17 protein-coding genes are annotated in these 18,859 nt (G+C 61.9%); 7 read left to right on the top strand and 10 right to left on the bottom strand.

The window, feature by feature from the left end; all coding sequences use genetic code 11:
- Nucleotides 1-9 precede the first annotated feature (9 nt).
- Together VLJ37_10920 and VLJ37_10925 are read right to left on the bottom strand one after the other, a co-directional pair.
- Complete coding sequence (locus tag VLJ37_10920; GenBank protein HSA60182.1) at nt 10-804, bottom strand: M48 family metalloprotease; 795 nt, start codon at nt 802-804, stop codon at nt 10-12.
- A 52-nt stretch (nt 805-856) separates the two neighbouring features.
- Nucleotides 857-1,549, bottom strand: coding sequence for a 4'-phosphopantetheinyl transferase superfamily protein (locus VLJ37_10925; protein HSA60183.1), 693 nt, complete (start codon nt 1,547-1,549; stop codon nt 857-859).
- A 74-nt stretch (nt 1,550-1,623) separates the two neighbouring features.
- Here VLJ37_10925 and VLJ37_10930 point away from each other — a divergent pair, with 74 nt between their 5' ends.
- A complete protein-coding gene (locus VLJ37_10930; GenBank protein ID HSA60184.1) occupies nt 1,624-2,787 on the top strand; it encodes a diacylglycerol kinase family protein in 1,164 nt (387 codons plus the stop codon).
- A gap of 46 nt (nt 2,788-2,833) precedes the next feature.
- Entirely contained in the window at nt 2,834-3,640 is an 807-nt protein-coding gene (locus VLJ37_10935) for a DUF6454 family protein (protein HSA60185.1), read from the top strand.
- Nucleotides 3,641-3,646: 6 nt separating this feature from the next.
- On the opposite strand, the gene VLJ37_10940 is transcribed toward VLJ37_10935, so the two are convergent.
- From VLJ37_10940 to VLJ37_10950, 3 genes are read right to left on the bottom strand one after another with little or no spacing between them, the layout of a single operon-like run.
- The gene (locus tag VLJ37_10940) at nt 3,647-4,123 is read right to left on the bottom strand and encodes a DUF4442 domain-containing protein (protein HSA60186.1); all 477 of its coding nucleotides are present in this window, start codon (nt 4,121-4,123) and stop codon (nt 3,647-3,649) included.
- Nucleotides 4,120-5,469: an FAD-binding oxidoreductase gene (locus VLJ37_10945; GenBank protein ID HSA60187.1), complete on the bottom strand. Its 1,350-nt coding sequence runs from the start codon at nt 5,467-5,469 to the stop codon at nt 4,120-4,122. The genes VLJ37_10940 and VLJ37_10945 overlap by 4 nt, the downstream gene beginning before the upstream one ends.
- Nucleotides 5,470-5,519: 50 nt before the next feature.
- Entirely contained in the window at nt 5,520-7,532 is a 2,013-nt protein-coding gene (locus VLJ37_10950; GenBank protein HSA60188.1) for a sensor histidine kinase, read from the bottom strand.
- Between the two features lie 102 nt (nt 7,533-7,634).
- Between VLJ37_10950 and VLJ37_10955 the strand changes: the two genes are divergently transcribed.
- A complete protein-coding gene (locus VLJ37_10955; protein HSA60189.1) occupies nt 7,635-8,465 on the top strand; it encodes a prohibitin family protein in 831 nt (276 codons plus the stop codon).
- Nucleotides 8,452-9,789: an acetyl-CoA hydrolase/transferase C-terminal domain-containing protein gene (locus tag VLJ37_10960; GenBank protein ID HSA60190.1), complete on the top strand. Its 1,338-nt coding sequence runs from the start codon at nt 8,452-8,454 to the stop codon at nt 9,787-9,789. The genes VLJ37_10955 and VLJ37_10960 overlap by 14 nt, the downstream gene beginning before the upstream one ends.
- On the opposite strand, the gene VLJ37_10965 is transcribed toward VLJ37_10960, so the two are convergent.
- Nucleotides 9,786-10,856, bottom strand: coding sequence for a tRNA-dihydrouridine synthase (locus VLJ37_10965; GenBank protein HSA60191.1), 1,071 nt, complete (start codon nt 10,854-10,856; stop codon nt 9,786-9,788). The two genes, VLJ37_10960 and VLJ37_10965, sit on opposite strands and share 4 nt — an antisense overlap.
- Nucleotides 10,857-10,930: 74 nt before the next feature.
- On the opposite strand from VLJ37_10965, the gene VLJ37_10970 reads away from it, so the two are divergent.
- Genes VLJ37_10970 through VLJ37_10980 form a run of 3 tightly spaced genes read left to right on the top strand, consistent with a single transcriptional unit; the run spans nt 10,931 to nt 13,636 of the window.
- Nucleotides 10,931-11,983, top strand: a complete 1,053-nt coding sequence (locus tag VLJ37_10970) for an endonuclease/exonuclease/phosphatase family protein (protein HSA60192.1) — start codon at nt 10,931-10,933, stop codon at nt 11,981-11,983.
- 32 nt (nt 11,984-12,015) lie between these two features.
- On the top strand, nt 12,016-13,047 hold the full coding sequence (locus VLJ37_10975; protein ID HSA60193.1) for a hypothetical protein: 1,032 nt from the start codon (nt 12,016-12,018) through the stop codon (nt 13,045-13,047).
- A gap of 1 nt (nt 13,048) precedes the next feature.
- Entirely contained in the window at nt 13,049-13,636 is a 588-nt protein-coding gene (locus tag VLJ37_10980; protein ID HSA60194.1) for a Maf family protein, read from the top strand.
- Here the strand turns inward: VLJ37_10980 and VLJ37_10985 are convergent.
- The 4 genes from VLJ37_10985 to VLJ37_11000 all read right to left on the bottom strand — a co-directional run bounded on the left by VLJ37_10985 (nt 13,633) and on the right by VLJ37_11000 (nt 18,850).
- On the bottom strand, nt 13,633-14,481 hold the full coding sequence (locus VLJ37_10985; GenBank protein HSA60195.1) for a hypothetical protein: 849 nt from the start codon (nt 14,479-14,481) through the stop codon (nt 13,633-13,635). The genes VLJ37_10980 and VLJ37_10985 overlap by 4 nt on opposite strands.
- A gap of 61 nt (nt 14,482-14,542) precedes the next feature.
- A complete protein-coding gene (locus VLJ37_10990) occupies nt 14,543-15,049 on the bottom strand; it encodes a M15 family metallopeptidase (protein ID HSA60196.1) in 507 nt (168 codons plus the stop codon).
- A 115-nt stretch (nt 15,050-15,164) separates the two neighbouring features.
- A complete protein-coding gene (gene typA / locus VLJ37_10995; GenBank protein HSA60197.1) occupies nt 15,165-16,970 on the bottom strand; it encodes a translational GTPase TypA in 1,806 nt (601 codons plus the stop codon).
- Between the two features lie 68 nt (nt 16,971-17,038).
- Entirely contained in the window at nt 17,039-18,850 is a 1,812-nt protein-coding gene (locus tag VLJ37_11000) for an ABC-F family ATP-binding cassette domain-containing protein (GenBank protein HSA60198.1), read from the bottom strand.
- Between the last annotated feature and the right edge of the window lie 9 nt (nt 18,851-18,859).

Below are 18,859 nucleotides of genomic sequence, written 5' to 3' on the forward strand. Positions count from 1 at the left end.
CCTGCAGAATCACGGCAGCATATCCTTGAATGCCTGATAGTCGCGCCCCGAAGGCGTCGTATCGCAGCCCAGGTTGGCGGCCTTGTCGTGGATCGCCTCGACGCGATTGTCCGGGTTGGGGTGGGTGCTTAAGAATTCCGGTGGGCTTCCGGCGTCGCCCTCGGCGATTAGTTTTTCGAAGAAACCGGCCGCGCCGTCGCAGGCATAGCGGGTCTTGGCGAGATATTCCACCGAGTGTGCGTCGGCGTCGGCTTCGTTGTCGCGGCTGAAGGCGAGAGCGCTCAATCCGCTTGCGATGTCCTGAACAATTCCCAAGTCATCTCCCAGAGCCGCACTCAGGAGCAGATCCACCCCGTAAACCTCCGTCAGCGCCTCCGTCGAGTGGCGCTCGGCCGCATGCGTGATCTCGTGGCCCATGACGCCCGCAAAATGATCTTCGCTGTCGAGATACTTGATGAGGCCCGTGTAGAAATAGAGGTATCCGCCGGGCGTCGCAAAGGCGTTCAAGACCGAGTCGTCATGAATGATATTCACCTCCCAAACAAAATCGTCCCGGTGGGCGACCTCTCCCGAGTCAAGAATTTCATCACGGATGTCTCTCAAATAGGCGTATGCCGCGGGATAGTCGCTTTCGTCCAAGAGAGGGTAGTCCGACGGGCTCGATTTGATCTCGTCGTCGACCTGCGCCCCCAAGTCCTTGTCGTCCTGGACGCTGAAGAGATTGATGCCGCTGCACGAAGAGGCGCCCCAAAGCAGGGTGAGACCCATCAAGGCTCCGGCGAAAAGGGCGAGGGATCGTTTCATAACTCTCCTTGTATCGGATTGGACACCCGACAGGGTATTGCGTTGACCGTCTTCATAACAACTTAATTTCCTTAACGAAAGCAGGACCCCCCGCATAGGCGAGGGTCCCGATGCAATCCTCGGCCGGCCAGAAGCGGTGGAATGACCACCGGGCCGGCTCCCGGTCGTCCCATCCGACCCAGGTGAGCCGGGGCGGATTCTCCCAGGGGTCCGAGAAAGAATGGCTCTTGAGCCCGCGCGACAGGCCGTCGCCGCGCGCCTTGAGATAGGCCTCCTTCGCGGTCCAAAAGTGGAAGAAGGCGAGCCCCTGTTTTTCCGGCAGGGTGGCGCGGTAGAGGATGGCCTCCGGGGCGGAAAAATATCGCTCGACCAGGGCGTCGTTTTCGGGGCGGATCCTTTCCAGGTCGATGCCGACATCGCGGTCTTTGGCGACGGCGATCGCCACCCTGTCCGCCGAATGCGCGAGGTTGAAGCTCAGGTTCTTCCCCTCCAACCTGGGCTTCCCCTTCGGGCCGTATGAAAACCTCAGGGAGGCGGGATCTTCGCCCAAAATCCCGCCCAACGCCCGGCGAAGGAGGCCTCGCGCGAGAAGGAAGCGCTCCTCGGCCCCCCGTGCCTTGAAGCGGTCCGCACGTTCGCGCTCGTCGGGGCTCAAGAGGGCGGCGGCCTCGCCGCGAAAGGCGCCAAAATCCTTCAAATTCATCAGAATGAGCTGGATTTCGTCGTCTGGAAGGGGGCTTGCCATGGAAGGTTCCGGGAGAAATACCAGGTCGTAAACAACCCGCAACCCATTTTTCCAAGGGGCGATGAGGCCTTATCATGACCGCACCCTGGTCTCATTTGGGCGTTCTCCGGCCCGCTCTGATCACCCCCATCCAGCCCAACACGCAGTGGATCGCCGTCGTGAATCCACAGGCCGGGAACTTCGAGGCGGTGGACATCGCGTCCGCGGTCCAGCACGAGGTCGGTTCCCGAATGACCATCTACGAAACCGATCCGGACCCGGACCAACGGCTCCGGGAGATCACGGCCCTCGTCGCGGAAAAGGAGCCTTCGCTCCGCAATCCCCTGGGCGTCATCGCCCTGGGAGGGGACAGGACCGGAAGCGACGCCGTTATGGGCGTCCTGCGGTACGCCTTTCCCCGGCTCCACGATCTCTGGGAGGGCGCTCCCGAGCTCGTCTACGAGCGGATGCTGCAAAGCGGCATTCAGGTGGGGATCCTGCCCCTGGGTGGGGCCAACGACAACGGCAGCATCTATGGCGCGCCGAAAATCCGGGCCTCCGACAAGTCGGCCGCCAAGAAGGCGCTCAAGTTCATGGACGAGGCCCTGGTCACCACCCTGAATCTCGGCGTCGCCTTTCTCGGGGAGGAACGGATCCCTCAGGTCTTTTGCCACAGCTTGAGCGCCGGAGAGACCATCGCGCCGGTCTACGAGAGCACGGTGGAGGAACGGGGAAGAAAGGCCAAGCGTCACCGCGAACGGCTTTTTCTCGGAAACGCGTGGGCGCAACGCTCTTTTCACGCCCTCTGGAACGCGCCCGGCGGCGCGGGAACGTCACAGGAGATTCTTGAGGTCCTCTTCCATTCCGTCGTCCGCGCCGACGAAAAGATGGGACTTCCCGGAACGCCGCGACCCGGCCTAGGCGTCAAGATATTCCCAGCCAAGGGACGCTGGAACACCGTGAAGATGTTCCAGGAAGTGCTCTGGGCGGGGATCAAGTCACGCAACGGGAATCCGGCCGGCCTCGGGCCGGAAGACCGTCTGAAATCGTTTTCGGAAACGAACCAGCCCCGTCTCCAGGTGGGGGAGGAGATGGAGTTCACTTTCCGGAGCGACGACGGTTCGCCTTTCGCGGCGGCCGTCCAGTCGGAGGGTGACTTCGTTGACCGCGCGAGCGTCCTGCGAGTCCGGGCACTCCCGCCGTTTCCCCGCATGATGGTCGCGGACGGATCCCTCGCCGCCAATCTCCGCAAGAAATAGATTCCGCTTCGTTTTCTCGATCGTTCCGATATGATAATAATTCTTCATGAAACGCGCCTCGTTGACCCTTCTCGTCATTGACTTGGTCCTGTCCATAGCGGCGGTCCGCGCCGATGCCAAACCCGCCGTCTGGCACTTGATCGAGAGAGTCAGACCCAAGTTCGATACGCATCATCCGCAGGGACTGGTCAAGATCGGAAACCGGTTTTACCTTTCGTCCGTCGAGGTGCAGGAAAAGGGCGAGGGGAAGGGGATCGGCCACTTTTTCGAGTTCGACCTCGAAGGCAATCTCCTCCGCCAAACGACGCTGGGGGAGGGGCAGATGTACCACCCCGGCGGCATCGACTTCGATGGCCAGTCCATCTGGGTGCCCGTGGCCGAATACCGTCCCCGCAGCCGGTCCATCATCTACAAGATCAATCCAGCGACGCTCAAGGCCGTCGAGGCCTTCCGCGTGGAGGACCATATCGGCGCCGTGGTCTTTAACCGGGAGGTCGGAACCCTCGTCGGCATGAACTGGGATGCGCAGGCCTTTTACGAATGGACCCCGAACGGCAGGCTCATCCGGAAGGTCCTGAACGAGGTTGACGAGTATTCCTACCAGGACTGCAAATATCTGCGCGGGCCCGCCATGCTCTGCTCGGGAACGCGGGCGAACGCGAACGGGGGACTCGCCGTGGTGGACCTGCTGGACTTCGACCTGATCCAGGATGTGAGCTTCATTCCGCGCACCCTGAAAAAAATCCTCATGACCCGGAATCCCATGGCCCTCGAACAGACCGGCGACCAGCTTCGCTATTATTTTCTGCCCGAGGACCACGACGGGGATCTGTACGTGTTTGAAATCCAGTAGGGGCCCCTACGCGGCCTTTTTTAGGGACAGCGTCAGTTCGAAGGTCGCCACCGGCTCCAAGCCGGAGACCTTGGGCGTCGTTGCGGTGATGACGATGGACCGGTTCGTGCGTTTTCCGGCCTTGAGGGTCTCCCGGATCTGCTTTCGTATCCTCGCCCCGTCCCGGCAGGTGAAATGGACCTCCCCCGTCGGTCTCTTGTGGAAATCCGCGCGGAACGACTTGAAGACCACTGAGATCTTCGCCTTCGCTTTTTTGATCAAATGAAACGCCAGCAGGCCTCCCGCGCAGTCCGCGCCCACGGCAAGCGTTCCGAAGTACATCGATTTGAGGTGATTCCGGGTCCGGTAACCCAGCGGGATCCTGACGACGGCCTCGTCGTCGCTCAGCCGCACCACCGATGGGCGCACGTAATAGATGAGAGGGACCTGCAACAGCCCGAAGGCCCGGAGGGCGAGGGTTTGCCCGAGCGTTTCGAGGTTCACGGGGAGGCCTCCCTCAGATTGAAATGAAACTTGTCGTACAGATCGCGGAAGAAATTGTCCGGGTCCGTCCGCTTCTTGATTCTTTCATATTCCGGACGGTTGTAGATCGTCCAAAACCTCCCGCGGTCGTAGAAATTGTGCGAGATCAGAGTCTTGATGCCGCGGCATTCGTACGTCATCTCCTCCAGAATCTCGTAATAGTTGGCCTTCCGGTCCCTGTTCGAAAGTCCATAGACGGCCAGGTCGAAGAACATCCGGTCGCCGATCGCCTTGTCGTAGTCGGGATGAATCCAGGGGTAGGGCTGGACGCGGCGGTAGGGGACCACCCAAAGCGGGTAGTAGCCGATCTTCTCCCGGTATTGCCGCATGAAGGTTTCCAACCGGTTCACGGGAATAAAGACATCCACGACGACGTCCGGGCGCTTGTCGAACTTCAGCAGGGGCGCCAGACGCTTGGACCAGGTGAGGAGGTTCGTCGAACCGAGAAGGAACTTGCCGAGGAGGAACCTCAGAAGCTTGGTCTCCAGGCCGGGCACCGTGCGAGAGAGCCAGTGGCACTCCGTGTCGTAGCGAAAGAAATAATCGTAGGTCGTGAGGTAGTCCCGGGTCTTTTCCCGCGTGCTCTTGTAAAAGACGTTCAACCAGGTGTAGTCGCTCGGCCTGACCCCGGTGGGCGGGGCCTCCATGAAGGTTCCCGCGCAGAGAACGTTCCTGTCCGGGGAGTGGACGATCGCGTCGATGAAGTCGGCGTCCGTTTGCTCCAATACCCCCTTCGTCAGGTCCCCGAAGGTCTTGTACGTCACGTAGTCCATCCGGACGAAGGGTTTGGCGTCGATCAGGCGGAACTTCAGCTTCGAGATGATCCCCAGCGTTCCATAAGAGCCGTGGATCATGTGGAAGACATCCGCGTTCGCCGAAGGGGAGCAGGAGAGCACGTCGCCCGCGGCCGTGATGACCTCGTATTCCAGGCAGGAATCGTGGAAGCCGCCGTACTTGTGGGACATGGACTCGACGGAGCAGCCGGAGACGGCTCCGCCGATCGTGATGGTCTTGAGCTCCGGCACGAGCATCGGGGCCAAACCCCGCTTCAGAGTCTCCCGAACCAGCCTTTCAAAGGTGACGCCGGGTTCGGCCGTGCAGGTCTTCGCCCCCGGATCGATCTCGAGAATTTCATTCAGGTCGCGGACGTTGATCTTCCGGTCCCTGTGTTTCGGGTCGTTGGGATTGGGGACGAAGTGGGAAACGCCGCCCTTCTGAAGCGACAGGGGACCGGCCTTGGCGTCGCGCGAGCGTAGCTCGTTCGCGATGCGGTCAATCTTCACGACGTGGGTCGCGTTCGCATCCATGGCGTATGCGATGACTGTTGCATCACGACGGCGTTGAAGACAAGGCGATTTCAGAGCGCGGGAAACCCGGAGGAGGAAAGGCGCTTCCTCTGCCCCTCCTGATCCTGGAGGACGGCCTTGAGGAGGAAGAGGCTGCCGACCCCCACCTGCGATTGAACTGAAAGCTCCCAGCCGGGATGGCTCTTCAAATGACGGGTGACGGAGGCCAGCCCTCCGCCGTAGCCCTCGGTCTCCTCCGGGTGTTCGCGGAAGCCCTCCAAGACCCGTTCCACGTCCCCAATCCCCATTCCGTTGTCCTCCACCCGAAAGACGATCGCTCCTTCGCCCTCGGTGACCTCGACCCTCACCTCGGGGATCCCGTTTGATCTGCGGTATTTCACCGCGTTGGTGATGAGCTCGGTCAGGATGTCGTCCAGGGACTCGCGCTCCAGCTCGGAAAGATCCGAAAGCTCGAGGGAGGGAACGCTCGCATCCTTTGAATAGGTGAACTTCAGGTCGACGCCGAATTCCTTCGCGTGCCGAAGCTGCCTCCTGACCATCCATTGCGCCCACCCGTGGACCGTCTTGACGGTCAGCATCGACTCCTTCCACATCTGCTTGTCGCCGATGTTCAACGTGAGGGTGGCCGCCCGGTTCTTGGCGCCGTGGTGGCGCGGAAAGAGCTTGGGTCTGGGTTGGCCCTCTTCGAACGACCGGACCATCATTTCCAATTCCATGACGGTGAGGATCAGGTCGTCGACCAATCGCTCCTTGACCAGGCGGCGGACGGCCTTCGCATCCTCTTTTCTTGCCGCCATTTCTCGGAAGGCCCGCTCGGTGTCGACGATCCATTTCTCATACCGCCGGTCCAGAGCGTCATGGTCGACGAGAAAGATATCCGCCAACTCGAACCATTCGTCTTCATGGAAGACCCTCGCCTCGTCGACGTAAAGCCTCCGGTTCAGGGTGATGTGGGTCCGCAGGCGCCTTTCGATCTCCTGGACGATGCCGGTGGCCAGAAAAGAGGCATCCGTGATCTTGCAGAGGGACGCGACCTCCTTGATCAAGTCGACGACGGCCGACCGGGCCAGTTCCGGGATGCGTCTCTCCACCTGGGCGAGGTAGCCGTCGGCCAAATCCAAGATGTCCCGGCCGATGGCTTCCGCGGATTTGAAGTGCGGAGGCGGCGGAATCCCCTCCAGAATGCCCGTCAATCCGCCTTCGGCGTGCATCCTCTGATCGACCAGGAAGCAATGGACGTCGGAAACGATCGCGCCGCAAGCGGAGTCTCTTTTCATGATCTCCTCGCGGACAAAGCGGACATCGTCCTGGAAGGGGTGGTTTTTCGGCAGGGACCGGACCTTGCGGTCAACTTCGGGGTCGTTCACGCAGTCGTTCATCGCCCTCATGAAAGCCACCGGGTCGTGGATGGGGCCTCCCAAGTACGTGGCCAGGGAGGCAAGGAGGGAGGGAGCGGGCGCGGCCCCATCGAAAGGCCTCAAGAGAAGCGAGGCCGCCCCGCAGCGAAGGGCGTAGTCCCTCTGGCCGGGGTTGGCCGTCACGATCAACAGTTCATCCAACGTCACTCCCAGCCTCTCGAGGACCAGTTCCAAAAACTCCCGCTGGCCCAAGGGCATGCGATAGCTGGTCGAGAGGAAACGGCGCGATCTTGGAAAAAGACCCCCGTAATGATGGTCGATCAAGTGATGGATCCGGGAGGTGGTTCCGGACAGGCAATTGTCCCAAACTGCGAGGAGCACGCCCGCCTTCGACATCTCCTCCAGATCCGCACGGAGAAAAGCTGAGCCCTCGTAGTCCTTAAGGATCGAGGCCTTCACCGTCACGGGCGTCGGCTCGACGCCGCCGAAAAAGGGGGCCAATATCCCCGGCGCTTGCGCGGCCACACCGTCCCGGCTCGCAAAAAGGGGCGAGAGGGGGTCGTTCTTGGGGTCCAGAACCATTCGATGGAAGATTTGGGCGCGAAAGAAGGGCAGCTCGGAAGGGGAGGCGGACGATGCCCCCAGGAGAAGGTTGTCCACGCCGAGCGCAACGGCTCTGATTCCGCATCCCGCGAGGGCCAGCACGATTCACTCCTTGGTATAGGCCCTTCATCGACGTCGGCTCGAACTCGTTGCGTTTTTTGTCGATTGCCCCTATTTTCCCCCCACGAAACTCAAGGAGGGGTCATGGCGGACGGAACCGGCAGCGCCAGCGGTGCATTCAAGGTCATCAAGTGGGTCGTCGGGGTCTTTCTCGTTCTCATCATCGTCACGTGGCTGAATCCCTTCGTGACCATCGGCCCCGGCGAGCGAGGCGTGGTCACGCGGTTCGGCGCCGTCCAGGACCGTATCCTGGACGAGGGGCTTTCCTTCCGGATGCCGATCGTCGAAAAGGTCATCGTCGTGGATGTCAAGACGCACAAGATCGAGGTGAACGCTCCTTCGTACTCGAAGGATCTTCAGAACGTCGACACGAAGATCGCCCTCAACTACCACCTCGATCCGAAGAACGTTCACCGGCTCTTGCAAGAAATCGGGGTTGATTACGAGATCCGGATCATTTCGCCGGCGATCCAGGAATCCGTGAAAGCCGCCACCGCCAAGTTTACGGCCGCGGAACTCGTCTCCGAACGGCCCAAGGTGAAGGAGGAGATCAAGGCAACGCTCGTGGCGCGCCTGCACCCCAGCTTCATGGCGGTGGACGACTTCTCCATCGTCGATTTCGAGTTCTCCGAAACCTTCGAGCGCGCCATCGACGAAAAGCAGATCGCCGAGCAGAATGCCTTGAAGGCCCAGAACGACCTGCGCCGCATCCAGGTCGAGGCCGAGCAGCGGATCGCCCAGGCTACGGCGGAGGCCGAGGCCATCCGCATCCAATCCGAGGCCTTGAAACAGAATCAGGGCCTGGTCCAGCTCGAGGCCGTCAAGAAGTGGAACGGGGCCCTGCCGGGAATCATGATGGGGAACACCTTGCCCTTCATGGACATGGGACGATTCGTCAACAGTGGGCAACAATAAAAAGTCCCTTTCCGAAGTCTTGAGCCTTTTCCGGACTCGGGACCGCCTCGCCGTTCCCCTGGCGACGGGTCAACCCATGGGGCTCCTCTCCGCGCTTTCCAACCGGACGGATTGGGAGAGGCTGGAGATCTTCACCGGGCTTCTAGCCTTTCCATACCCCGTCCTGAAGGACCCGCACGTCTATACCACCAGCGGTTACTATGGGCCCGTCGAGCGTTTCCTGAACGAGCAGGGGGCGCACGTGGATTACTTGCCCGCCGACTTCATAGGGTTCGAGATCATCGAAAAGAAGCGCCCCTCGCGCGTTGTCGCCACGACGGTTTCCGTCCCCGACTCGGAGGGCCACGTCACGTTCGGGACACACGGCGCGGCCGCCGACGTCCCGTTTCGGCTCGCCTGCCGCGACAAGGACCGGCTCGGGATCGCCGAGGTGAATCCCACGATGCCGGTCGTCTATGGCGCGCCGGGACACGGCGACAACAAGATCCGCCTGGACGAGATCGATGTCTATTTCGAGTCCGATCAGGCCCAGATTGAGGTGCCGCCGTCCGAGGCCACCGACGTCGAGAAAAAGATCTCCGACAACGTCCTGAGCCTCATCCGCTCGGGAGACACCCTTCAATTCGGGATCGGCGGGATTCCTAACCACGTGGCGACGCTTCTGGCGGCCGGCCCCTTGGGAGACTTTGGGGTCCATTCGGAACTCGTCTCGGATGGATTTCTGAAGCTCGTCGAATCGGGAAAGGTTTCGAACCGAGGCAAGGGGACTTTTCAGGGACAAAGCGTCTTTACCTTCGCCCTCGGCTCCCAATCCCTCTACGATTTCCTGGACGAAAGAAAAGGCCGGAACCGCCGTCAGGCGATTTGCCTCCCGGTCTCCGTCGTGAACGATCCCCACGTGATCGCGAAGAACCGCAACATGACCAGCATCAATTCGGGCTTCATGATCGACTTCAACGGGCAGGTCACCTCCGAAGCGATCGGTCTCAAGCAATACAGCGGCGTCGGAGGACAATTGCTTTTCGTGCAGGGGGCCTACGCCTCGGAGGGCGGACGCAGCATCCTCTGCATCAAATCGACAGCGAACGTGGATGGGAAGAATATCTCGAACATCGTACCCGCGCTTCCTCCGGGAAGCATCGTCAGCACGCCCCGGCATTACGTCCAGTACATCGTCACCGAATACGGCATCGCCGACCTCTACGGCGTTCCCGATGAGCTCCGCGCCGAAAGGCTGATCGCCGTAGCCCATCCCGATTTCCGGGCCGAGCTGAAGGCCAAGGCCGACGAGATGAACCGGCTCTATTACAAGCGTTCCTCCTAGCCGGCCTGGTCCAGGACTTGGGAAAGCTGTTCCAAGGTGAGCGTGTTGAGGGCCTTCATGCGAAGCGCAGCCGCATCCGGAAACCCCTTGAGATAGCCCACCATGTGCTTGCGAACCGCCTTGAACTCGCGCTCTCCACGCCCGTCGACAAAGTAGCGTGCATGCTCCAGGGCCACGGAAATCCGCTCCGGCTTGGCCGCTTCCCGGCCAGCGAAAATCCACGGATTGCCCATGCTCGCGCGGCCGATCAGGACCCCGTCCACGCCGGTCTCCGCGATCCTGCGAAGGGCTTCCGCGCGCGAAGAAACGTCCCCGTTGCCCAGGATCAGGGTGCCGCTGCCGCGCGCGATGCCGGCGACCCGGGCGATGGCGTCCCATCGAGCGGGTCCACGGTACATCTGCTTGAGCGTCCGGCCGTGGATCGAAATGGCCGCGGGGCTCTCCGTCAAGAGGGTCTCCACCCAACGCTCGATGACGATCTCGTCGTAGCCCAGGCGGGTCTTGACGGAGTACGGGATCAAACGGCGGCGGCCTTCGCCTCCCTCCTGGCGACCGCTTCGTCTGTGGTTCATGTGTCGGACGACGGTGATCACCTTTTCGGGAACCTTCAGGTCCTCCAACGACTGCCCTCGGGACCAGTCCTGGAGTCCCGCCCGCGTCGCGCGGATGATTTCAAGCGCCAGATCCGGCACACGGATGAGGGCGGCCCCGCAGTTTTTTTGAGTCACCTGCTTGGCGGGGCAACCCATGTTGATGTCGAGGCCGTCAAAACCCAACTCCGCGACGACATGAGCCGACCGGTAAAAGTCGTCCGGATGGTTTCCGTACACCTGGGCGACGATCGGCCGCTCGGCCTCCGAATACTCAAAATCCCGCAGGACCTTTTCCGGCGCGTAAAACATGCCGACGGCCGTGGTGAATTCGGTAAAAATCACGTCCGGCCGTCCATGCCGCGCGGCGATGGCCCGGCAGGCGAAGTCCGTCACGCCATCCATGGGGGAGAGGGCGATGATGGGCCGCGAAAGCGTGTTCCAGAAGCCGCTCAAGCGGCCGGAGTGCTGCGTCATAAAACACTTATACTGCGTCATTGCGCGTTGTGGCAAGGGAGCAACTTTTCGCCATTTTCGACGATAGCGAGGCCGTGGTAGAAGCGTCAGTCACAATTACGGCGCTCACTTACAATGCCCACCTCTTCGGGCAGACGGCCCGATTTTTCGTGAACGGCTCGTTGAGGGAGACCGATTTTTATTTTCATGACGCGGAGAGGGTTCCGCAAATCGGCTCCTCCGTGCTTGGAACGGGCGCGGATATCGTCGGGTTGACGGAGATTTGGGACGACGACACCCGCGAGCGCCTCCTGAGGGAACTCTCCGGCCGCTACCCCTACGCGGCGACCTCCCCTTCGGCGCCCGGGATCGGCCGTTTGCTGGAGAGGACCTACGAAGGCTGGCCGCGCCTGGCGCCGCGCATCGACGGGGCGGTCGGCCACTTCACGCGGCGGCATTACAGCGTCGCCAAGACCGGTCTCGCGACGGGGCTCGCCGAGTATCTTTCACCCTACCTGACGGAAGACCGGATTGGGCGCGCCTTGTCGGCGATCCTCCGGTCGGGTCCTGTCTGGGGGGCGGGGCTCCTCTTCCTGAGCCGGTATCCGATCGTTTCTTCGCTCTTCCTGCCGCACCCGGTCCGGGCGGATTGGGAGCACCTGGCCGGCAAGGGGGTTCTGTGGTCACTCGTCGAACTGCCGAACGGCAGCCGGGTACGCGTCTCCCTGGGGCATTACCAGGAAGGGGAGTCGGCCAAGGCGCGCGAGGCGCGGGGCAACCAGATCGACAAGACGCGCAAGGCCCTGGAGTTCTTCGCCCGGCCCACCCTTTGCCTCGGTGATTTCAACGTCATCGGCGGAACCCCGGAATACGACTCTATGTTGTCCTCGCTCGGGCTTGCCGATTCCGGAAAGGGCCCGACCTACCGCGATCCGAACCCCTATCAGGAGAAATTGGGCGCGCCCCGCCCGGAGCGTCCCCAGGCCCGGCAGCTGGATTACATCCTGCACGGCCCCGAGTGGACTGCCTTGGAATCTTCAGTCCCTCGGGATGACTTCTGGTCCTCGGAGGGCGGGTTTCATCTGTCCGACCACGATCCCGTCCTCACCCGGGTCCGGTTGGATGACACAGCTCGTCGCGGAAGCTAGCAACCTCTCCCGCGGCGCGTCGATGACGCCCCGTGTTTCGGATTCCGCTCTCGCTGCCTCCCTATGCGCTCTCCGGCACGCCGCGGGTGTTCGTAAACCCCCTCGTGCCGGTCTGGATCGATCCGGCCGGGGGCATCCAACTTCCGCTCACGATGGACGCATCGACGACCGACATCGGCGTCCGGGCGGGGAATCCCGAGGGGCTGGCCACTTGGATCGCCGGCAGACGCCCGTATTTTGCCTCCCGGGACCCCGAATTCCGCTTCTTCGCCTCCGAGGGCGAGTATCGCGCGGCGGTCCATCCGGCTTGGCTCGACCAGGCGACCGGCAAGATTGACGAAATCGTCCGTTCCTACGCCGGCACCGCCGCGCGCTTGCTCCACGACCGCTGGAGCCGGATACATCCGCTCCTCGCCGCCACGCTCTATGCGGGTCAGGGAACGCTGTCTCCGGGCGATTTTTTCCTGATTCCCCAGGACTTGAGCCTCTTCGGGGCGCCGTTCGATCCGGCGAATGATCTCTTCGGCCTCCTGCATCTCCTGGAGACCTTCGCGATGGTAGACGGCCTTTTTGCCGCTGGCCTCACGGATCGGATCCAGATCGCAGGAGAGACGGGACTCCGAGAGCTCCATGACGCGCCGCCAAAATCGGAGGATCCTTGGCTGGAGGTGATCGACGGTTTCGGCGCGAGCATCCGCGTGCCAAAGAGCGAGATCCGTCCCTTTTGCATCTTGGAAGAAGACGCGGACGGCCGTGTCGATTCGATGACGACGGGCAGTGCCACGGTCCATGTGGCTTATGATCGATTTCAAATCGAACTCGTCCAGCTGAACGCCTTGTTGATCGGGGCGTACCTCTTTGCCCACTTTGGCTTGACCGACGACGAGCTCAAGAGCCTGGCGGCGCGGATTTCGCACGACGAAGGCATGGGCTTGTTCGCTGCCAGGGACGATGATATCGTCCTTCAGGAACTCAAACGGAGGGGTTGGAACCCATCCCCCCGGGATGCCGCTGCCGTGGGTTTTATCACGGCGGCCGTCCGGCGCCTCCGGACCACCGCATGAGATGATTCCTTCTTTTTACCTCGCCTCCACGTCGCCGCGCCGCAAGGACCTCTTGAGCCGCCTGAAGATTCCTTTCGTCGTCGTCGCGCCGCCGTTCGAGGAGACACCCACGTCGCTGCCTCCCCGCGATGAATGCCTCCTATTCGCCGAGGGAAAGGCCAAGTCCGCCGGCGAGGTTCTCCGGAAGACGGTGGGGGAGGGCTGGGTCCTCGCCGCCGACACCCTGATCTCCTGCGAGGGGGAGATTTTGGGCAAGCCCAGGGATGCTGAGGACGCCTTCCGCATCCTCAAAAGACTGGCGGGCCGCACGCATGAAGTCCATACCGCCGTCGCGCTTCTCGACCTCAAGACGCAAAGGATCCGCCGGCATGACGTGGAGACGGCGCGCGTGACGTTTCGGCCCATGTCCGAGGGGGAAATCAGGGCCTACGTCGATACGGGAGAGCCTCTCGGCAAGGCCGGGGCGTACGCGGTACAGGGGGCGGCGCGGCGGCTCTTTATCGAAAATATCGAGGGCGACGAAGAAGCCGTCATCGGCCTCCCCGTCGCCCTCGTGGCAAAGTGGTTGAAGGAAGTGGGGCTGATCTAACGCTGCTGCCAGGTGTGATTGATCACCTGCCAGCGCCCGGAATCCCTCTTGAGGCGAACCTCCAGAACCGGCAGCGTGCCCTTGGCTTTGCAGACCCCGCGGTAATAACCGCTCTTCTCCGCATTCTGAATGAAGTCCCCCAACATCTGGCCCTTGCAGGCCTCCTGTCCTTCCTTGGCGAGGAGACCGTCGACGGAGCGGTGGATACCGGCCGCCTCGACGCTGTTGATCTTCTTTTCGGGGGTCTTGTTGCCGCTCACGAGGTCGTAGCGCTGGCATTCATCCAGGCAATAGACGAGGGCGCTCTCCCGGTCGGAGAACCCGACAAACTTGAAGAGGCCGGAGATGTTCGGTTCGAGAGACCCTAAAACGACGCGTTTTTCGATTTGCTGGGGTTCCCTTTTCCCGGCGCGGATCCAGACGTCTCCGTCCATCGATTTTTCCGTGCGCAGCAGGGGAAGCTTGAAGACGGCCACGCCGCGCTTTTCGGAGACGGCGACGGGCTGCACCCGAATCTCCAAGACCTTGCCCTTGCCCGGGATCTCCTCGGCGAGTTTCTCGGCCGCGGCGCGGTCGGTCTCGTAGCTCGCCAGGATCACGTCCCCCGTCCCCTCATAATCCACGAAGGGTGACTTGGAGACGACGAAGTTGGCCTGCCCGTGTGAGCGGGCGAATTTCTCGAACTCCTTGAGCGAGATTTCTCCGTCCCGTTTCATTTCAACCCCGTAGAACGTCAGGGGCTCGGCGGACTTGACCTCCACGGCCCGAAGGTCCCTTGCGAGTCCTGTCAGTCCGGCGAGACCGAAGACCACTCCCGCCAAGACCCTCAGTGTTTGTTTTCCCATAGCGATCCTCCCTCCTTTGAGATGATCGCGAATCTTACCCCTTCGCCCCCTCAATTTCAACTCAGTATGCGTTCCAAACCTTCGGCATTCCCCCTTCTTCATGGAGACGTCTCACTTCCCCGATTTCGCGGCTCGGCACGTACTGGAAGTGGGGGCGATCCACGATCCGGCTCCAGTCCCCGCCCCACTCGAGCCCCAGCTCCTTGCCGAGACGGCCGAGAGCCTGCCAGTCATGGCGCTCGCTCCACGACGGACGCCCGCGCTCGTCGGCGAAGACGACGTCGGCCGCGAGACCGTAGTTGTGAAACGAATACCCCGGCTTGGCGCGCGTGTTGCCGGCGGGGATCCTCGCTTGCGCCTCGGGACTCCGGTAACCCTCGTGGACCAGAACCTGAAGCCCGTTTTGGGCGGCCCTTTCGATGAGTTTCTCCAATTTGTTCCGGAAGCCGGGATGGAGATTCCCCGAGGCGAGAATGCCTTTCGGATCCGCCTTTCGAACCGCCTCCGAGGGACCTTCCTCCCGGATGCGGGGCGCGAGTTGATAGAAGATGGGCGACAATGCGTTCATAAATCCTCCTGCGGGGGGATGAGCAAACGGCATGCCTGACAATTCATGAGGAAAATCGGGCCGAGTCGTTTGAAAACGACCGAAGAATCGGACCCCTCCGTCCGGATTTGGCGGTCTAGCGTTGGTTGGCCTGAAGAATATTTTTGCGAATGCGGATGGACTTGGGCGTCACTTCCACCTGCTCGTCGTCGCGGATGAACTCGATCGCCCGCTCAAGGGTCATCGGGAGAACGGGAGTCAGCGTGAGCGCCTCATCCTTGCCACTGGCGCGCATGTTGGAGAGTTTCTTTTCCTTGCAGGGGTTGACGTCCAAGTCCTGTTCCCGGTTGTTCTCCCCGATGATCATGCCCTCGTAGACGGGCACGCCCGCCTCGACGAAAAGAGTGCCACGAGGCTCCAGGTGGAAGAGGCCGTAAATGACCGTTTCCCCCTGCCGGTCCGAGACCAAGGAACCCGTCACGCGGCTCTTGATGTCGCCGCGGTAAGGCTCGTAGCCCATGACGTACGAGTTCATGAGGCCGGTCCCCTTGGTATCCGTCAGAAACTCGTTCCGGTAACCGATGAGACCGCGGGACGGAACGGAGAACTCCAGCCGAACGCGCCCGGAGCCGTGGTTCACCATGTTGATCATCCGGCCGAGCCGCCGGGACAGCTTTTCAGTGACCACGCCGGTGAAGTCCTCCTGGATGTCCACGAAGAGGTGCTCGATCGGCTCGGTGGCGACCCCGTTCTGTTCCTTCATGATGACCTCGGGACGGCTGACCGCGAGCTCAAATCCCTCGCGGCGCATGGTTTCGATCAGGATCGCCATCTGAAATTCGCCGCGGCCCTTGACGAGAAAGGTATCGGAGCTCTCTCCTTCCTCGACTTTAAGGGCGACATTGTGGAGGGTTTCTTTCTGGAGACGTTCGAGGATCTTCCGGGATTGAACGAGTTTGCCCTCCTTGCCCGAGAAGGGCGAGGTATTGATCATGAACTTCATGGAGACGGTGGGCTCGTCCACGGTGATGCGCTTCAAGGCCTTGGGGGACTCGGAGGTGCAAATGGTGTCTCCGATCTCCACGTTTTCTATTCCCGAGAGGATGACGACGTCGCCGGGCTCGAAGGCCTCGACGTCCCGGTACCGGACGCCATCGTAGACCTGGAGGCTGGTGACTTTCAGCGTGCGCGGCGCGCCGTCCCGGCCGATGCAGACGAGCGTCTCGTTCTTCTTCGCGCCTCCGTTGACGGCGCGGCCGATGGCGAGCCGGCCCACGTAGTCGGAGTAGGCGAGATTCGTGACCAGCATCTGGAAGGGCTCCGCCGGGTCATAAGTCGGCGCCGGGACTTCGTCCAGGATAAGATCGAAGAGAGGCACCAGATTCACGCCTTTTTCTTCCAGCGTCTTCTGCGCAATGCCTTCGCGGCCGATCGCATAGAGGACCGGGAAGTCGATCTGCTCGTCGTTGGCGTCCAGGTCGATGAAGAGGCTGTAGACCTCGTCCAAGACCTCCTTGGGACGGGCGTCCTTCCGGTCGATCTTGTTCACGACGACCAGGATCTTGAGCTTCGCTTCAAGGGCCTTCTTGAGGACGAACCGCGTCTGGGGGAGGGGGCCTTCCGAGGAGTCGACGAGAAGAATGGCCCCGTCCACCATCTTCAGCCCCCTCTCAACCTCGCCGCCGAAGTCCGCGTGGCCGGGGGTATCGATGATGTTGATCTTCGTGCCCTTCCAGAAAATCGAGCAATTCTTGGCGGCGATGGTGATCCCGCGCTCGCGCTCCAGGTCCATGCTGTCCATGACGCGGTCGTCGACGGCCTGGTTTTCGCGGAATGTCCCGCTCTGTTTGAGCATGAAGTCCACGAGCGTCGTCTTGCCGTGGTCGACGTGGGCGATGATGGCGATATTGCGGAGCCCCGGGTTGGTGGCGGTCGGTTTCATGGCGATCCTCTAAAAAGGTCCGGCAAACTGGCTGATTGTACCAGGAAAGGCAAGGGTTTACTCGCCGGTCATTCCAGCTCCGCCCAGCGGGCGTAGAGCCGGTCGATCTCGGACCTGGTTTCTTCAATTTGACGCGTAAGATCCACGAGGCGGGCGGCGTTCGAGGCGTTTTCTTCCGCCTCGGCGGTCAGGCGCTCCAGGGCCGACTCCGCCTCGTGGATGCGGGACTCCATGGAATCGAATTCAAGCTGGTCTTTGTAGCTTCGTTTCTTGGATTTTTGGGGCTTCGCCGGCGGGGGCGGAGTGGGGCGCGGGGACGAATCGACCTGGGGCTTGGACACGCCTCTCTGCGCCTCCCTCCATTCCTCCCACTGCGCGAGGTCTGCGAAGGCGAGGAGGGTCCGCGGCCCTTCGTCACTCAAGGGAAAGGCCAAGATCTTGTTCGAAACGGCGTCCAGAAAGTACCGGTCGTGCGTGACGAGCAGGACGGAGCCGCTGAACTCCTCGAGGCATCCCTGAAGGATGTCCAAGGTCGCCAGGTCCAGGTCGTTCGTGGGTTCATCCAGGACCAGGACGCTGGCCTCCGTCAGCATGAGCTTGGCGATGAGCAACCGGCTCTGCTCGCCGCCGGAGAGTTTGGCCACCGGCATGTCGGCCTGGATCCTGGTGAAGAGGAAACGGTCCAAATAGCTTCGGATGTGCAGGGCGTTGCCGCGGTAGACGACCTGGTCTCCCGCCGGGGCCAGGGTCTTGGCGACCGTCGCGTTGGGATCCAGGGATTCCCGGTTCTGCTCAAAGTACGCGACGAAGAACTGCTCGGATCGGAAGATGTCTCCGGAATCCGGCTTTTCCTGGCCCAGCAAGACGCGGATCAAGGTGGACTTGCCGCAACCGTTCCGGCCCAGCAGACCGATCCGCGATCCAGGCGAAAGGGTGAGGTCGAATCCCTCGAAGAGGACCCGTCCCCCGTAGGATTTCGAGATGCACTTTGCTTCCAACAGCTTCTTGGGCAAACGGCGGCTCTGCTGAAAATCGATCCCCGCGGTGCGTGATTGATTGCGCGCTTCAAGGTCCGCGACGTCCCTTTGAAGCCCTTCGGCCCGTTGGATACGGGCCTGTTGTTTGGTGGTGCGTGCCTTGGGGCCGCGCCGGAGCCATTCAGTCTCCCGTCGAAGCGTGTTCCTGAGGGCCTGCTCCTGGCGCTCCCGGGAGGCGAGAAGCTGCTCCTTGGTCTCCAGGTAATCGGCATACGTCCCACGCACGCTCAAGAGCCCCTTGGGGTTCCGCCGGTCGAGTTCCAAGATGCGCGTCGCCACTCGCTGAAGAAACAGGCGGTCGTGGGTGACGGTCAAGGTGGCAAAGTCCGAGCGGGCGAGCAGCTCCTCAAGCCAGTAGATGCTCTCGACGTCCAGGTGGTTGGTGGGTTCGTCCAACAGGAGGATCTCGGGCCGCCGGATCAGCTCGCGCGCCAGGGCGACCCGCTTCCGCCACCCTCCGGAAAGAAGGATGACAGGCTGCCCGGGTGAAAAGGACGAAAGGGAGAGCTTCGCGATCTGCTCCGCGACCAGGGCGTGCGATTCGTCGCCGCCGGACAGATGATCGCCCTCCAGCCCGTCGCGGATCGCCGATTCGACCGTCGCCCCGTCGCGGAACGAGGGGACCTGTTCCAAGAAACCGATCCTCAGGCCCTTGCGCGGAATGACCCGCCCATCGTCCGCCGTCTCGCGGCCAGCGAGGATCCTAAGGAGCGTGGATTTGCCCGCCCCGTTGGGGCCGATGAGGCCCACGTGCTCTCCGTCCTCGATCGAAAACGAGATGTCCTCGAAGAGCGCGCGGTGCGCGTAAGACTTGCTGGCGTTTTGTAGGCTGATGAGGGCCATGACGGGACC

Source organism: bacterium (assembly GCA_035454885.1).
Taxonomy (GTDB): Bacteria; UBA10199; UBA10199; order JACPAL01.

Coding starts and splice junctions, on each gene's coding strand:
- VLJ37_10930 (HSA60184.1), top strand. CDS start 1,624: ATGACCGCACCCTGGTCTCATTTGGGCGTTCTCCGGCCCGCTCTGATC.
- typA (HSA60197.1), bottom strand. CDS start 16,970: ATGAAACCGACCGCCACCAACCCGGGGCTCCGCAATATCGCCATCATC.
- VLJ37_10925 (HSA60183.1), bottom strand. CDS start 1,549: ATGGCAAGCCCCCTTCCAGACGACGAAATCCAGCTCATTCTGATGAAT.
- VLJ37_10935 (HSA60185.1), top strand. CDS start 2,834: ATGAAACGCGCCTCGTTGACCCTTCTCGTCATTGACTTGGTCCTGTCC.
- VLJ37_10955 (HSA60189.1), top strand. CDS start 7,635: ATGGCGGACGGAACCGGCAGCGCCAGCGGTGCATTCAAGGTCATCAAG.
- VLJ37_10985 (HSA60195.1), bottom strand. CDS start 14,481: ATGGGAAAACAAACACTGAGGGTCTTGGCGGGAGTGGTCTTCGGTCTC.
- VLJ37_10920 (HSA60182.1), bottom strand. CDS start 804: ATGAAACGATCCCTCGCCCTTTTCGCCGGAGCCTTGATGGGTCTCACC.
- VLJ37_10945 (HSA60187.1), bottom strand. CDS start 5,469: ATGGATGCGAACGCGACCCACGTCGTGAAGATTGACCGCATCGCGAAC.
- VLJ37_11000 (HSA60198.1), bottom strand. CDS start 18,850: ATGGCCCTCATCAGCCTACAAAACGCCAGCAAGTCTTACGCGCACCGC.
- VLJ37_10990 (HSA60196.1), bottom strand. CDS start 15,049: ATGAACGCATTGTCGCCCATCTTCTATCAACTCGCGCCCCGCATCCGG.
- VLJ37_10965 (HSA60191.1), bottom strand. CDS start 10,856: ATGACGCAGCACTCCGGCCGCTTGAGCGGCTTCTGGAACACGCTTTCG.
- VLJ37_10980 (HSA60194.1), top strand. CDS start 13,049: ATGATTCCTTCTTTTTACCTCGCCTCCACGTCGCCGCGCCGCAAGGAC.